Here is a 15,307-nt window from a genome sequence, read left to right as displayed (position 1 = left end):
CCTTGAACGGACGTATGCCACAAATCGCTTATGTCAGCACGTACGTACCCAAAAAATGCGGATTGGCCACTTATACCCACCACTTGCGGGAAGCGGTGAACCTGGCCAAAGGAAACCGTTCGCAGGATCCGGTCATCGCGATCTGCAACGACGAGGAACGTTTGGATTATCGCGAGCCATGGATGTGGCCGCTGATCAAACCCGATATCGAGGAATACCGCAGGCAGGCGGAAACGGTCAATCAAAGCTCGGTAGATATCGTTTCCCTGCAGCATGAGTTCGGCATTTTCGGCGGAGACGCGGGCAATTACGCCCTGGAATTCCTGAAAAGGGTAAACAAACCCGTCGTTACGACCTTCCATACCGTTTTCGAGCAGCCGATGGAGCCTTACGCTTCGGTACAAAAAGAAATCGCCGAGTGGAGCGACCACCTGCTCGTCATGAACCGCAAGGCCATCGGCTATTTGCACGAAAGCTTCGGGATCCCGCTGGAGAAAATCTCTTTCATCCCGCACGGGACGCCGCTCCCGAGCAACGGACGCCAAGCCACCCGGCGCGCGCACGGTTGGGAAAACCGTAAGGTCCTGTTCACGTTCGGCCTCCTCGGCCGCAGCAAAGGCATCGAGTTCGCGCTCCGCGCGATGGCCGGAGCCGTGCAAGCCGTACCGGATTTGCTGTACGTCATCGCCGGCGCTACGCATCCGGAGGTGCGCAAAAACGAAGGCGAAGCTTATCGGGATGAGCTGACGGCTTTGATCGAAGAGATCGGCTTGACGCATCACGTGCAGATGATCAACCGGTACATCCCCGAAGATGAACTGGCCGCCTTGATCTCCGCGGCGGACTTGTACATCACTCCTTATCCCGGCATGCAGCAAATTACGAGCGGCACCCTCGCGTATGCGGCGGGCTTGGGACGGCCGATCCTTTCAACTCCCTACTGCTACGCTAGAGATCTGGTTCAAGGGCATGAAGACATGCTGCTTCCTTACGGCGACGTGGAAGCTTGGAGCGCCAAAATCATCGAGCTGTTCTCCTATCCGGGGATGCTCGGCCGGTGGGAACGCATCATCACGGACATCGGCCGCTCGATGCATTGGCCGCAGGTGGGCGCGCAGCACCTGCGGTTGTTCGGCCAAATCGTATCCGACCAGAGGGCCACGATTGCCGATGTCGGCTGACAGAGCCCGGCAGCGCCGTTATGCGCCGCCCTCGTTCGCCCATCTGCGCCGATTGACGGACGATACGGGGCTTCTCGAGCATGCGCTCGGGCGCATACCGCGCCGCGTCGAAGGCTACACGACGGACGACAACGCCCGCGCCCTCTGGGTCGTGACCGAATGGTTATCGCTCGGGGATGAGGCGCTCGCGCCGCAAGACAGGACTACGCTGACGGGTCTTGCCGAGATCTACATGGCTTTTCTGCTTTGGACGCAGTACGAGGACGGCTGGTGGCACAATAACATCGCTTACGACCGATCTCCGGAACCGGAAGAAATGTCCGCCAACCATGATTGCCAGGGCCGTTCCATCTGGGCGGTCGCGGATGCTTGGGTCCGGCTGGACGGCCCTCTCCGCCATACGGCGAGAACGCTGTTCATGAACGCGCTGCAGACGATGAACGAGATCGACTCGCTTCGCGGCCAAGCGTTCGCGATGGCGGCGAGCGCCCATGTCATTGAAGCGGGCGCCAAAGGCCTCATCGACCTCCCGGACTCCTGGAGGGAACAGTTGACGACCTACATGAAGCGGGTCGAGCGGATCATGAACGAGGAATTCCGCAGCATCTCCGATGAGGGGTGGCGCTGGTTCGAACCGGCGATGACCTACAGCAACGGCACGCTGCCGTGGGCCATGCTGCGGACGTACCGCGTCACGGGCCAGCGGGAAACGCTGAATAACGGGCTGGAAAGCCTCTCCTTCCTCTGCGAGATGATGACCGCGGAAGAAGGCTGGCTTCGCCCGATCGGCAATGACGGATGGGGCAAACCCGATTCCGTCAGCCGCTGGGACCAGCAGCCGCTGGAAATGTTCAAGCTGGCGCTCGCGCTGGAGGAAGCCGCGCTGGCGGTCGAGCACGCAGGTCAGTTGGACTCCGACGACGCCGAGGATCTCGTCCTCGCCAGCCTCGGATCCCGCTCCGTTACGGAATGGAATTCGCAAACCAAGGCCGGATCCCGCGGAACGTCTAACCGTCGTCCGGCTTTCGGAAGCCGTTCGCCGTTCGGCCAGAACGCCCATCTCAGGGCCATGCGGGACATGGCGCTGGGCTGGTTCTACGGTGAAAACGACAAGCAGGCGGCGATGATCGATCCTCGGGACGGCAGTTGCTGCGACGGGCTGATGGAATCGGGACCGAACATCAACTGCGGAGCGGAATCGACGATTTCCTATCTCATGACGGAAGCCTTGTGCAGAAAAGGCTGAAGCAAGTAAAAACCGACCGGATGGCCTTGGCGGCCGTCGGGTCGGTTTTTTAACGTTCGGATTAGCGGCGCTCGCGGCGAAGCTCCTCAAGCGCGCGTTGGAAGTCGTCGGGCAGCGGGGCGCGAACTAGCTGCTTCTCGCCGGTCCAAGGGTGCTGCCAAATCAGCCTCTCCCCATGAAGCGCTTGGCGCGCCATGACTTTCCGCGTACCGCCGTACATGCCGTCCCCGGCCAAAGGATGGCCGATGGCCGCCATGTGGACGCGGATTTGGTGCGTGCGCCCGGTCTCGAGCCGCAGCCGGACGAGCGTATGGTCGGCGAAGCGTTCGACCACCTCGTAGTGCGTCACGGCTGCATCCCCGGTTTCGCTGACGCGGCGGCGCGTCGAGTGATGGCGGTCCTGTCCGATCGGCTTGTTGATCGTTCCTTTATCTTGTTTAACGACGCCTTCCGCGAGCGCCAGGTAGACGCGTTCGATCTGCTTCTCCCGCATCGCTTTATCGAATTGGTAGTGGGCGAACTCGTTTTTGGCGTATAGGACCGGGCCGGTCGTCTCCTTGTCGATCCGATGGATATGGCGGATCCGGACCTCCTGTCCGCTCATCTCGTAGTACGCCGAAACCCCGTGGGCCAACGTCCGCCGCTGGCCGTGCTCGCTCGGATGCACTTCGATGCCGGCCGGCTTGTTGACCACCAGCGAGAATTCGTCTTCGTACAGGATGTTCAGTTCCATCCAGTCCGGCGGAAAATCGCGTTTCTCCCGCGGGAACAGGTGCAGACGCAGTTGGGGTCCTTGCAGTAACAAGCCCTTGCCGTGCATCAGCTTGGAGAGGAGCTTCGGCGGAAGCGGCAAATGCTTGACGACCGCCTGCATGGGAGCACCCGCCAGCCCTTCCGGAAGGCGGATCTCCATCCATTCTCCTTTAATGCGGCCCATCTTGAGCGGGGCCGACCCGCCGGGCGCCTTACGTTCCTTCCTGCCGCCCGGCGCGGCGCCTGCCCGGCGATCCGGACGGGCGCCGAACGCCCCTTGGCCAGGGCGTTCCGTCCGAGATCCGGGACGCGAATCCCGTCCGCCCCTCTCCTGGCGCTCCCTGCGTTCGGTTCCCCGTGCACGGTCATTCGGCCGGTCGCCCCGGCCGCCGCTTTCTCTCCGCTCCGGCCCGCGGGGTCCGTTCCGTCCGGATCCTCTCATGCTGCCAACCTCCGTTCATGCCCCGCGTCTTCCGCAGGGCCGTCGCCGACCAATATACGGGAACGCCCCGGGATTGTCAAATCCGGCGGAACGCTCCCAAGAAACAACCGCATCAGGAGTCGAAACGCATCATCATCTCTTCGAGAAGCCGGATCCGCGCGAGCGAAGCGCGAAGCAGCCCGATGCCGATCTCCGGGTACAACCGGACCAGCCTCGTGACGTCCTCCCTTTCCAGCGACAGAACCCTCACCGAACCGAAGAACGCCTGCGCGGTCACCGCGGACGGCGATTCGTCGAGCGCCGAATTGGCGCCGCACACGTCCCCGGGGCCGAGCACGCCAAGCGTGCCTTCCCAACCGGCCGCGGACACGCTCGTCAGCTCGAGGTTGCCCTCCACGATGACGAAGAGCGCCGAATTTTTCTCGCCTCTGCGTACGAGCACTTCCTCGTCCCCATAAGATCTCTCCTCCGCGAATCCCGCGATCAGCCCCAGCTCTTCCAGCGACAAGTCGGCGAAGAACGGAACCTTCTTCAGAAACACGACCTTGTTCAACCGACCAAGCGTACCCCGCTCTTCCGGCATCCCGTTCCGCTCCTCTCCCCGCTTCCACTCTTCCGCCATTTCCCGCCACCAATCGTCCGATGACGCCGCCACCTCCTCGAAAGCCCGTCGGGCAGCGTCGGCCGCCAGCGCGACGGCTTCGTCGCCGTCCGCTTGCAGCGCGGCAGCCAATCGCTGAGATAGTCGCCGCTCTCCGACGCCTTCCGCGAGCACTTCCAGACCTCCGCTGCGCGCCTCTTCATCCTCGTCCGCAAGCGTGCGCCGAATGGCGGCCGTCACTTGCTCGTCCGTCAGCCGTTGCAGCACGGCCCATGCGCCTTCCCGAACGGCTTCGCGCAGCTCCTGCAGGCGCATGTCCGCGAGCGTCGCCAACTCTTCTCTTCCGACGGAGCGGAAGGCGGCCGGCAATGGGCTGCGGCTTTCGTTGTCGGCCAGCTTCAGCGCGGCCTGCTCGGCAAGCCAACCCTTCACTTCCTCGTCCGGCAGCAATTGCGACAATACCCTTATCGAGACTTCCCATTCCTTCGGGGACGCCTCAGGCAGCCTCGCCTTAAGCGGCGAGACAGCTGCTCCCCCCATGTCGACGGCCGCCTGGACCGTCGCGCGCCGCAGTTCCAGATCCGCCGCGGACAGCCTGCCCAAGAGCAGGGGCAACGCCGGCACATGTCTGAGCAAGCCTAAACATGACGTCGCCGCGACGCGGACGGAAGGGTGCGGATCGTCCAGCATGCGGGCCACGTCCTCCGCGAACCGAACGAGGCGAAGTTCGCCGACCGCCCGGCAAATCGGGACGGCCGGTTCGCCTCCGGCTTCGAGCACTTGCGAGATGACCTCGAAACAAGCTTCATAGCTTTGCGCGCTTTCGAGCGCGTACATCGCTTTTACCGCTTCCGCCGCCACGGCGGGATGCGGGTCGAGCAGCTTCGTCCTTAAGAAGAAAAAGGCCTGCGCCTGCAAATGCTTCATCAGGGCCAGCTGCCGTACCGCTTGGACCCGCACTTCCGAATCCGGATCCTCCACCAGGGAAGCAACGCGAATCATCGCCTGCAAATCCGCGGATCCCAAATTCATCGCTTTCAGCGAGCCTGCGCGGATGCGCTCGTCCTCATCCTCCAACAACGCCAACAGCTCCGGCAAATACCGCGCGTCCTGCGTCCGGCCGATGATTTCCAGCGCCACGAGCCGAGCTTCCGCTTCTTCTCCGCGCAGCATGCCGAGAACGGCGCCCATCGTCTTGGCGTTGCGGTGGAACTCCTGGAACGATCCGGCCAGTTCCCGTTCCGCCAAGCCGAACGTTTGGATGCTTCGGACCAGTTCTTTCATGTATTGCCGCCGGACGCCCCAGGAAAGAACGAACAGCGCGCCCGCACCTGCCGTTCCGATCGCCGCTAATAACGGAAAGCCCCAACCGAAAACGGTATGAAGTGCCTGCATCCCCGCGCCGAGCAAAATGCCCGCGAAGGAAGCCAAGCCTTGGGCCACGTAGCGAAAGCCGTCCCGCTGCTGCAAAGGAAGCGTTTTGTAAAACAATTGATACGAAGGCTCCGCAGAGTAATAGATCAGCAGATAGGTCAGCATATAGCCTCCGGATACTACGGCCAGAGCAGCAGAGGAATCCAGGAAAGCGAACGCGCAGGCGAAGGAAACGACGTAAACGCCGGCAATCGCCGTCAGCATGCCGCTCGCGCCGAGCCAGCCCATCAAGCGGCCGGACACGGCCTGCAGCAGGAAAGCCAGCGTGAACAACGCCGTCGTCACCATGCCGAACATCCGGCCGAAATCCGCTTCGCCGGGATAGGCGGAATGGGCCGTGTTCAGGAATACGAATTCCATTAAGAAGTAAAGCGCCGGCATGACCGTCATCAGCCCGAGCACGCCGAGCAAGAACGGGGACCGCAGCGTCCGGCGAAAATATTCCGAAGAGGACAAGGCGGATGCCGCCGCAGGTCCCGAGCCGGCTTCGGAATCGGAGACGCCTTTCAGCGTTAACGGGACCAAGTAGCGTTGGATCGCCTTCCGGTAGTTAAACGAGGCAGCCAGCAAGAAAATAGGCCCCAGCGCGTAGACTGCGTCCGGACCGAACAAGGGATTGACGGCCTGCGTCAGCAAGCCCGCCGCGATGCCGCCGAGCGTCGCCGCCGCCACGAAGATCGGCATCAGCCGTTTGGCCTGCTGCGTGGGACACAGATCTACAGCTAAACTCCACAGAAGGATCGTCTGCTGCCGGACGACGAAATTGGAGCTCAAGAAGAGGATCGGATAATAAAACCGCCAGTCGAGACCGGTAATTCGCAGCCCCAGCAAAACGGCGGCATTGGCGGCCGTCACGCCGAACATGATGGCGTACATCGCCCGCATCAAAGCGGGTTTGGACAGCCTCCCGGCGAGCCAGCTCATCCCCCACGCCTCCAAGGGAAGGATGACGGCTTCCGCCGCATACACGTAAGGCAGATAGACGCTGCCCAAACGCTGGTTGAACAAGGTCATGAATCCGTTATAGTTTAAGCTCTCGGCGATCCCGCAAACGAGAAAAACCGGCGCCATCAGCCACAGCTTGCGCCGGTCCTCCGGCTTGATCCCGATTCGCCTCAGCGTCCGAAGGACGATTTCCATCAACTCTCCCGCTTCCTTGCAGCCTAGGCTAACTTGCGGTAATAAATCAACCGGTCTTCCCCATCGAAATAGTAGTCCGGCAGCCTGCCGATTTCGCTGAAACCGTGCCGCGCGAACAACCTGCGGATCGGATCGTAGGCCGGGAGGGAACACGTATAGGTGACCACGTAACGGGCCGAAACCCGTGCCAGATGCTCCTTCATCTCTTCGATCAGCGCGGAAGCGATTCCGCTTTTCCGGAAGGACCGATGCACGACGAGATAGTCCCAGCCGTATCCGCCGCTTTGCTGCTCGTTTTGGGCGATGCTGCACACCCCGATGACCTCGCCGTTTTCGTCGGTCACGTACCAGAAGACAGAATCCCCTTCTAACGCACGATAAGGGAGGGTGCTGAGATGCTCCACCTCGCCCGGCGTATGCCTGGCATCGTCAAACGATACGGGAGAAAAAAAGAACTCCACGATCCGTCCGGCTTCTTCCGGCGTGCTGACCTTTCTCACGCAAATCGATTCGGCGATCATCGGTCTCTCTCCTTGATTAAGAGAATGTCGCGGCAATCCTGTTATTTCCATCCTACTATAACTTTTCGATTTTATCAGCTAGAAACGGACAGGTTTCGATTCGCGCCTTCGGAAGGCCTTTCATCGGAAGTTTTGACGAGTTTTCCGGAATCGGCGCGGACCGTCCCGCTTTCGATTTAACCCGCCATTATCCTTCAAAATAACACCGTTGCCACTTTTTGGAGGACCGTATAATTTGGGAGATAGGGGTTTGTCCCCAACAACTCGCGGGAGGGAATTCGGAATGGACATCAACGAAGAAGAAGTACTGGCCGTCGAAAACTTGGAAGCGGATACAGCGTCCGCTGAAGCAACGGAAGAGGAAGTAGAGGCCGTTGCAGAAGAAACGGAAGCCGAAGCGGTAGCCGAAGCTGCCGAAGAAGCAACCGAGGAAGCCGCTGAAGAAGCGGTTGCCGAAGCCGGCGACGAAGCCGTTGCCGAAGTTCAAGAAGAAGAAGCTGCAGTCGAAGAAGAAGCCGTGGCGGAAGACGTTGCTGAAGAAGCCGTCGCCGAAGCCGACGAGCCGGGCCTGGCCGAAGTGGCCGCCGACGAGACGGAAACGGCAGAAGCCGAATCGGTCGGAGACTGAGATCTCATCTTTCTTCCTGCGCTGCGAAAGGGGAGCCGCATTTGATGCAGGCTCCCCTTGACGTTATATTATCGATTTCCCCGAAGTGCGCTCTTCAGCGCCCATTTGCGCTCTTTGCGTTTCAGATAACGGGGAAGCGCCCCGTGCAGCTCCCGGCATTCCCGGAAAGCCGCCGCGGCCTCTTCCCGCTTTCCAAGCCCCGCGTAAAGAACGCCCAGCCGATAGTAGGCCTCGCACGAAGACGAATTGACCTCCTTGAAGGCTTCCAAATAACGCAGCGCTTTTTCCGGTTCGGATGAAGACCAGGCTTCTCCCAGCCGCAAGTAAGGCTGCCCGTATTTGACCCTCGGACTGATCTCAAGCGCCCTGAGCATCGCCCGTTCGCCCTCCTCCAGCCTGCCCAGCGCCAGCTCGCAGATGCCCAAGTCGCTCCAGAACTCGGCGGAATGCTCGGATTGGTCCTGGATGCCGAGCAACACGCTTCTGGCTTCCTCGTATTTGCGGCTTTCGATCAGCAAACGGGCCAGCTCCGATTTCGCGGACACGTCGTGCGGGCTCATCTGAAGCTGCCTTTTCCATTTGGCGATCCCGCTTCTTCTGCGGAACGGCCGGACCAAGCTCGGGCTCAGCCCGATGAACCGGCGTTCGAGCAAATAAAGCACCACGAGCAACACGAGAATGGCCAGGAACGGATTGCCGAGCAGCCACCACAGCAAGCCGAATAGAAAGAACAATTTCAAGCGATCGCCCTCCTTTCCGAATAGCCTTCATCCGCGGTGAACGTTACGAGCGTCTTAGAAGGCTCAACACCGCAATGTCGTCCGACTGTGGCGCCCCGTCCGCGAACAGATACACGTGCATGATCATCGCGTCGATCAGCTCGGCGCTGGACATCGGCGCGGTCATCCGCAGAAACTCTTGGAGTCGTTCGCCCGAATATTGCTCGAGCGCCGCGTTCTCGGCCTCCGTGATCCCGTCCGTGTAGACGACGATCCGGTCGCCCGGATCCAAAACGACGCGCCCGTCGTGGTATTCAACGTCTGCCATTGCGCCGAGCGGCAGACTTTTGCGCAGCTTGACCGGCTCGACGGCACCGTCCGCCCTGACGACGTAAGGCGTGCAATGGCCTCCTTCGCTGAGCGCGATTTCCCCGGTTTTCGTATGGAAAACGCCGCAGACGATCGTCGCGAAAAGCACCGGATTGTCGCGGCACAGTTCGTCGTTCACCATACGCAGCAGCTGGCCCGGGGTAAGGTCAGCCGTCATCTTCCCCTTGATCAGCGTCAGCGTTACCGCCATGAACAGCGCGGCCGGAATTCCTTTGTCGGAGACGTCTCCCAGCGTGAAAAACAGATGGTCGTCATCGAGCTTGAAAAAGTTGTAGAAGTCTCCGCCGACCTCTTTGGCCGACTTCAGCAAGGCGCAAATATCGTAAGGCTCCTGAGCCGAAGGCATCGTGCGCGGCAGGAAGCTCATCTGGATGCCGCCCGCGATCTGAAGCTCGCTTTCCAGCCTTTCCTTGATCGCCGTCGTCCTTTGCAAGGCTTCCATCGATTGCTCAAGCTGCTGGTATAGACGGGCGTTCTCGAGGGCGACGGCCATCGGTTTCGCCACGCGTTCGAGCAGCATCCGGTCCCGGAAATTGAATTTGCGGTTGCCCATCTTATTGATGACCTGCAGGACCCCTTCTATTCTTCCTTGATTTACGATGGGAACCGTCAGGAGGTTCCGGGTCACGAACCCGGTCCGCTGCGCCACGCGGTTCGACCAGCGCGGGTCGGAAGCCGCGTCGTTCACGATGACGCCGGCGCCGGTCTCCGCCACGTGGCCCGCGATGCCTTCGCCGGGCGCCAGCCGGATCTCCCGGACCGCGTCCCATTTCTCTCCCTGCGCCATTTCGAAAAACAGCTCGCCGGTATCGGGATCGGCCAGCAGCACGGATGCCGCTTCGACCGGAAGCACTTTTTTCGCGCTGTTCATGATGATCTCCAATTGCTCGCGGCGCTTCAGCGTCGAATTCAGCGACATGCTGATCTCGAACAACGTTTTGGCGCTGCGCATTCGTCCTCGCAAATAAGCGTAGGCGCAAGCCCCGCCGATCGCGAAAGCGCCTATCCCGCTTGCGGCCGCCGCGATTCCGCTCCATACCACCGTTTCCCGACCTCCTTTCGGCTGCGACTGGGATGAGGGAGCCTCCGAGGCTCCGTTAGGCTTGCAGGAGGGAGACGGCCTCTTCCGCCGTGGCCGCCGTTTCGAGAATGCTCAGGAAGCCGGACATTTCGAAAACGTCCCGGACCTGGTCGTTCATGCCCGCGCAAATCAACCTGCCTTGCAGGGAACGCACTTTCTTGGCGGCGACGAGCACGATCCGAAGGCCGGCGCTGCTGATATAAGTCATGTTGGCGAAGTTCAGCACGAAGAGGGTTCGTCCCTCACCGGCCAGTTCCAGGAACGCCTGCTCCGCGGACTGGGCGTGCTGTCCGTCCAAACGGCCCTCGATCGCCATCACGGTAATATGGTTATGCTCGGTCGTCGTAATGTTCACGGGTTTTCCTCCAGGTTCTGCAAGAGAAATTTGCGTAAAATCAACCGGTTGCCCGGAGGTTCGGTTCGTTCATAGAAGATCTCGTCCATCATTTGCTTGACGAAATAGACGCCCAGGCCGCCGATCGGCCGGTTTTCAACGTCCAGCGTCAAATCCGGCTCGCCCGTCTCGAAAGGATTGAATGGAGTCGCTTGGTCGGTAATCTCCATGGTAACGACATGCGGCAGGCCGTAAACGGCAATCTTGATCCCCTTGGCGGCATGAGATTCGGCGTAGCCGTAAGAGATCGTATTGGTGACCAGTTCCTCGCAGCAGAGTTTGAATTCGTTGGCGAGCCGGCCGGTCCAGCCCGCTTCCCCCGCGAGGTTGTCGAAAAAATCGTGCAGCGTCGAAAGCTCCTCGAGACTCTCTCCAGCCAGGTGAAGCACCTTCGGTTCCGATTCCGCCGTGTTGCCGTGCACCGCCATTCCGGTCCCCCGCATTCTTCCTTTTTCGAGGTTTTTCCACGTTTTCATCATAACACAAGTCCGGAGTCGGAAATGGGGGAATTTACCGGTTGTTGGGAGGGAACGAGGGGTTCATGTAACTTTTAAATCTGCCTACACGCGTTATCCCCTTCGCTCAGTTTTGTCTCGCGACGGAGTTGTGCAAGAAAGTTACGTAACTCCTCGGATGCGGCGAGAAATCGGGGGAGTTGTGCAAGATAGTTACATAAATGCGGGGCAGCGACGGGAAATCGGGGGAGTTGTGCAAGAAAGTTACATAATTCCTCGGATGCGGCGGGAAATCGGGGAGTTGTGCAAGAAAGTTACATAAATGCGGGGCAGCGACGGGAAATCGGGGGAGTTGTGCAAGAAAGTTACATAATTCCTCGGATGCGGCGGGAAATCGGGGAGTTGTGCAAGAAAGTTACATAAATCGGGTGTTTCTTTGTTGGGAGCAGCTTGGAGCAGCGCAAAGGTCTTTCTGAGTAAAGGGGATACCGCGTGTCGCGGCCGAAACGCGAATCACCCCTGCGCCGATCGGCGTCAGGGGTGAGCGCGAGTCAAGTCCGCGGCTTGGCGCGGCGGGTCGCTTCGGCCTCGAGGGGGTTGTCGGGCCAGTAATGCTTCGGGTAGCGGCCTTTGAGGTCCTTGCGGACCTCGAAGTAGGTGTCGCGCCAGAAGTTGGCTAAGTCCCGCGTCACCTGCACGGGGCGCTGGGCCGGCGATAGCAGGTGCAGCGTGAGCGGCACGCGCCCGCCGGCGATGCGCGGCGTTTCAGCCAGCCCGAACATTTCCTGCAGCCGCACGGCGAGCACGGGCGAGTCGGGATCGGAGTAATCGATCGGAATCCGCGAGCCGCTCGGCACTTCCCAATGCGTCGGCGCGCGTTCGTCCAACTCCCGGCGCAGGTTCCACGGAAGCCGGGATTCCAGCGCCTCCTTGAGGTTGACGCGTTGCAGGTCGCCGAGGCTTTTCATGCCGCCGCAGAAAGGAAGCAGCCAATCCTCCAGCGTGTCCAACAACGCTTCGTCGGACAAGTCCGGCCATGCCGGATCGCTTCTCCGCACGAACACGGCGCGCTCTTGGTATTGCCGGGCAGCCCGGTTCCAGGGCAGCGCTTCAAGGCCCGACTCGCGGACGCCTAGCATCAACGCCCGCTCGATTTGGTCCGCCGGAGGGGAAGCCATCGGCTTCTCCTCCAGCAGCAACGCGCCGAGCTTGCGGCGGACGCGGGCGCGCACCGCCTTGGCGGCCCGGTCCCACGTCACCGTACGCTCTTCGATCACCGCTTCCGGGAAATGCTCCAGCAATTCCTCCAACGCTACGGGCGCCGCTTGCCGAATCCGGCTTTCGGTGCCGGAGTCCTCGACGTCCGCCGCGACGATCCATTCTGCCCGAACGAGCGGCGGATCGCCCGCGAATGCGGCGCCTCGTCCGCCGCTGAGCAAATATTTGCCGCCTTCCCGGCGGCGACCGATCCGGTCCGGATAAGCCAAAGCCAGCAGCAGGCCGCACGGATCCGTCCCGCCTCTCAACGCGCCTTGACCGGCTGCTGCTCCCGCCGAGCCGATTTCGCGTTTCAAGCGCGCCGCCGCCTCCACCAACCGGCGGCGCGCGCCTTCTTCCGCGGAGGAAGTCCCGCTGCCGCGGAGCGCTTCCAGCCGGCGGCGGAAATCCGCGTCGGCCGGCCGGGCGAAATCCCGATCGCCGAGCAGCACGGCGATCTCGCAGGCCGGCTCGCCCCAGCCGAGAAGCAGCGCGCGAAGCAGCATGTGCGCCAGCCTCGGATGCAGGCCGAGCTCGGCCATTCTCCGGCCGTGAGCGGTAACGGTCCCGCTCGGCAACAACGCTCCCAGCGAGACGAGCAGCTCACGCGCTTGCTGAATCGCCGGCAATGGAGGCGGGTCCAGCCACTGCAGCTCGCCCGGATCCGGCGTTCCCCACGCCGCGAGCTCGAGCACGAGCGGCGCGAGATCCGCTTCGCGGATTTCCGGCTCGTCCGCCGCTCGCAGCCTGCGATGCTCTTCCTCGCTCCACATCCGGTAACACGTGCCGGGCGCCAGACGTCCCGCGCGCCCCCTTCTCTGGTCGGCGGACGCGACCGAGACGGCCGTCGTTTCCAGCCGGCTCATGCCGGTCCGGGGCGAAAACCGCGACACTCGGGACAGCCCGCCATCAATGACGACCGTAATCCCTTCCACGGTCAAGCTCGTCTCCGCCACTGAAGTCGCGAGTACGATCTTACGCTCGCCCGCGATCGACGGAGCCAAAGCGCGGTCCTGCGCCTCGGCGGGGAGACTTCCGTGCAGCGGATGGATCCGTACCGAGTCCAGCAAAGACTCTCCCAGCCGTTCCCGCAGCAGCCGCTCCGCCGCTCGGATTTCCGCCATCCCGGGCAAGAATACGAGCAGGTCGCCCTGTCGATCCCGCAGCGCTTCCGCCGCCACAGGCACAAGCGCTTCCGCGACGGGCAACCCTGTCCGGGCCGGCGGCCGATACAGCGTATCGACCGGATACTGCCGGCCCTCGCTCACGATGACCGGCGCTCCGCCGAGCAGACGGGCGACGGGCTCCGCTTCCATCGTCGCGCTCATGACGAGCAGCCGCAAATCGTCACGAAGCAGCTCCCTCGTCTGAAGGCACAGCGCCAAGCCCAAGTCCGCCTGCAGGCTTCTCTCATGAAACTCGTCGAAGATGAGAAGCCCCACTTCCTCCAAGCCCGGATCGCTCTGCAGCATGCGGGTCAACACGCCCTCGGTGACGACTTCGATACGCGTCCGCGGACCGACCTTCGTGTCCATGCGCACCCGGTAGCCGACCGTCCCGCCGACGGATTCGCCAAGCTGGGCCGCCATATACCGGGCTGCGCTGCGGGCGGCAAGCCGGCGTGGCTCCAGCATGACGATCTTCCTGCCCGCCAGCCACGGCTCACCGAGCAGCGCGAGCGGAACGCGCGTCGTTTTGCCCGCGCCGGGCGCCGCCACGAGAACGGCCCCGTTCCCTGCGGACAACGCCGCCGACAATTCCGGCAAGGAGCGTTCCACCGGCAACCCCGTTTGCGTCATGCCCCACAGCCTCCTTTCCTTCAGCCGATGAACCTGGAAATCCGAAATAGAGAAAGATCGAATCCCGGCTCTTCCTTCAACGCCATACGAGCTAACACTTCCCCGACCGCGCTGGCGAACTTGAACCCATGCCCGGAAAAACCAGCCCCGATCGCGACGTGGGCATACTCCGGATGCCGGTCCAAAATAAAATGCTCGTCAGGCGTCATCGTGTACGTGCAGGCGGATCCCCTGGATGCGACGGGGGCTATACCCGGCATGTAGAGGCCCATAAAACCTTCCAAATCCCCTCTATCTTCCGGGTAAGCCCCGAACGCGGGCATCGGCCCGTCCAGCGGGGAAGGCCGCTCCGGTCCCTCATGCCGCCCGACCTTCACGCCGCTTCCACCGATTCCGGGAAACCCGTAAAACATCCCTTCCGGCACTTCGAACAGAAAAGCCGGAAAACGCGCCTGATCGTAATCCGCCCGATCCGTCGGGAACCATGCCACCGTACGGCGCAGCGGCCGAAGCGGCGCCTCGACGCCAAGGCCCTGCAGCACCCGGCCGGCGTATTTGCCGGCGGTCACGACGAGCGCGTCCGCGCGGTAAACCTCACCGCCCGCGAGCACCGTCGCACCGTCCGCGTCCGGCCGGATCTCCGTGACGGGAGCGTTCGCCTTCACCACGGCACCCATCTTCTCGGCCGCTTCACGATAGCTCCGGATGCAATCCTCGCACAGCAGCACGCCACCCTCGGGCTCAAAGCAAGCCTCGTTCGACTCCGGCAGCGCCAAATCCGGCCAACGGCGGCGAATTTCGGCGCGGTCCAGCCTCTCTACCGGCACGCCATGCTCCCGGGCGCTGGCCGCCATTTCCTCGAGCATCGAAGACCCCGGCTCTCCGGCCTGCAGAAACCCGGTCGGCAGAAACAGCTTCCGACCGGTCAGTTCCTCCAACTGCTCCCACAATTCCTGTGCCCGGAGAGCAAGCGGCGTATATTCCCTTCCTTCGCCGTAAGCGTGCCGGATGATCCGCGTTTCGCCGTGGTGGGTGCCCTTGTCGTGCGGAGGATCGTTCGCGTCGATCAGCAATACCCTTCGTCCTGCCGCCGCCAAATGATACCCGGCCGACATGCCCATCGCACCCGCGCCGACAACGATCGCGTCGTATTTTTGCATGTTTCCCGACTCCCGTCCGTTCCTCTCGATTTCAACGCCCAATATACCACGCCTTAAGGGCAAAATAAAAGAACGGCATCCCAGGATGCCGTTCTTCGCCGATCAA

At 61.9% G+C, this 15,307-nt stretch carries 12 protein-coding genes; 3 read left to right on the top strand and 9 right to left on the bottom strand.

The window, feature by feature from the left end; all coding sequences use genetic code 11:
* Positions 1 to 14: 14 nt before the first annotated feature.
* Both EAV92_RS00605 and EAV92_RS00600 read left to right on the top strand, forming a co-directional pair.
* Positions 15 to 1,181: a glycosyltransferase family 4 protein gene (locus EAV92_RS00605; protein WP_123043486.1), complete on the top strand. Its 1,167-nt coding sequence runs from the start codon at positions 15 to 17 to the stop codon at positions 1,179 to 1,181.
* Positions 1,171 to 2,427 carry a hypothetical protein gene (locus tag EAV92_RS00600; RefSeq protein WP_123043487.1) on the top strand — a complete coding sequence of 419 codons (1,257 nt, stop codon included), beginning with the start codon at positions 1,171 to 1,173 and terminating at the stop codon, positions 2,425 to 2,427. Before EAV92_RS00605 ends, EAV92_RS00600 begins: the two co-directional genes overlap by 11 nt.
* A gap of 61 nt (positions 2,428 to 2,488) precedes the next feature.
* Here EAV92_RS00600 and EAV92_RS00595 read toward each other — a convergent pair whose 3' ends face one another.
* The 3 genes from EAV92_RS00595 to EAV92_RS00585 form a co-directional block, all read right to left on the bottom strand.
* On the bottom strand, positions 2,489 to 3,622 hold the full coding sequence (locus tag EAV92_RS00595) for an RluA family pseudouridine synthase (RefSeq protein ID WP_241158394.1): 1,134 nt from the start codon (positions 3,620 to 3,622) through the stop codon (positions 2,489 to 2,491).
* Between the two features lie 112 nt (positions 3,623 to 3,734).
* On the bottom strand, positions 3,735 to 6,797 hold the full coding sequence (locus tag EAV92_RS00590; protein ID WP_123039300.1) for a HEAT repeat domain-containing protein: 3,063 nt from the start codon (positions 6,795 to 6,797) through the stop codon (positions 3,735 to 3,737).
* A gap of 23 nt (positions 6,798 to 6,820) precedes the next feature.
* Positions 6,821 to 7,318, bottom strand: coding sequence for a GNAT family N-acetyltransferase (locus EAV92_RS00585; protein WP_164472576.1), 498 nt, complete (start codon positions 7,316 to 7,318; stop codon positions 6,821 to 6,823).
* A 283-nt stretch (positions 7,319 to 7,601) separates the two neighbouring features.
* Between EAV92_RS00585 and EAV92_RS00580 the strand changes: the two genes are divergently transcribed.
* Entirely contained in the window at positions 7,602 to 7,946 is a 345-nt protein-coding gene (locus EAV92_RS00580) for a hypothetical protein (protein WP_123039298.1), read from the top strand.
* A gap of 68 nt (positions 7,947 to 8,014) precedes the next feature.
* On the opposite strand, the gene EAV92_RS00575 is transcribed toward EAV92_RS00580, so the two are convergent.
* The 6 genes from EAV92_RS00575 to solA all read right to left on the bottom strand — a co-directional run bounded on the left by EAV92_RS00575 (position 8,015) and on the right by solA (position 15,201).
* The gene (locus tag EAV92_RS00575) at positions 8,015 to 8,686 is read right to left on the bottom strand and encodes a tetratricopeptide repeat protein (RefSeq protein ID WP_123039297.1); all 672 of its coding nucleotides are present in this window, start codon (positions 8,684 to 8,686) and stop codon (positions 8,015 to 8,017) included.
* A 43-nt stretch (positions 8,687 to 8,729) separates the two neighbouring features.
* Positions 8,730 to 10,097 (bottom strand): PP2C family protein-serine/threonine phosphatase, encoded by a 1,368-nt coding sequence (locus tag EAV92_RS00570; protein WP_123039296.1) that lies wholly within the window; start codon positions 10,095 to 10,097, stop codon positions 8,730 to 8,732.
* 55 nt (positions 10,098 to 10,152) lie between these two features.
* Positions 10,153 to 10,491, bottom strand: a complete 339-nt coding sequence (locus tag EAV92_RS00565) for an STAS domain-containing protein (RefSeq protein WP_206424270.1) — start codon at positions 10,489 to 10,491, stop codon at positions 10,153 to 10,155.
* Positions 10,488 to 10,958: an ATP-binding protein gene (locus EAV92_RS00560; protein ID WP_164472575.1), complete on the bottom strand. Its 471-nt coding sequence runs from the start codon at positions 10,956 to 10,958 to the stop codon at positions 10,488 to 10,490. Before EAV92_RS00560 ends, EAV92_RS00565 begins: the two co-directional genes overlap by 4 nt.
* A 578-nt stretch (positions 10,959 to 11,536) precedes the next feature.
* Complete coding sequence (hrpB, locus tag EAV92_RS00555) at positions 11,537 to 14,041, bottom strand: ATP-dependent helicase HrpB (RefSeq protein ID WP_123039294.1); 2,505 nt, start codon at positions 14,039 to 14,041, stop codon at positions 11,537 to 11,539.
* A gap of 20 nt (positions 14,042 to 14,061) precedes the next feature.
* The gene (gene solA / locus EAV92_RS00550; protein WP_123039293.1) at positions 14,062 to 15,201 is read right to left on the bottom strand and encodes an N-methyl-L-tryptophan oxidase; all 1,140 of its coding nucleotides are present in this window, start codon (positions 15,199 to 15,201) and stop codon (positions 14,062 to 14,064) included.
* Positions 15,202 to 15,307: the final 106 nt, after the last annotated feature.

The organism is Cohnella candidum (assembly GCF_003713065.1).
GTDB lineage: Bacteria > Bacillota > Bacilli > Paenibacillales > Paenibacillaceae > Cohnella > Cohnella candidum.
Note: the sequence above shows the minus strand (reverse complement) of the source record. Positions and strands in the feature narration are given on the sequence as shown.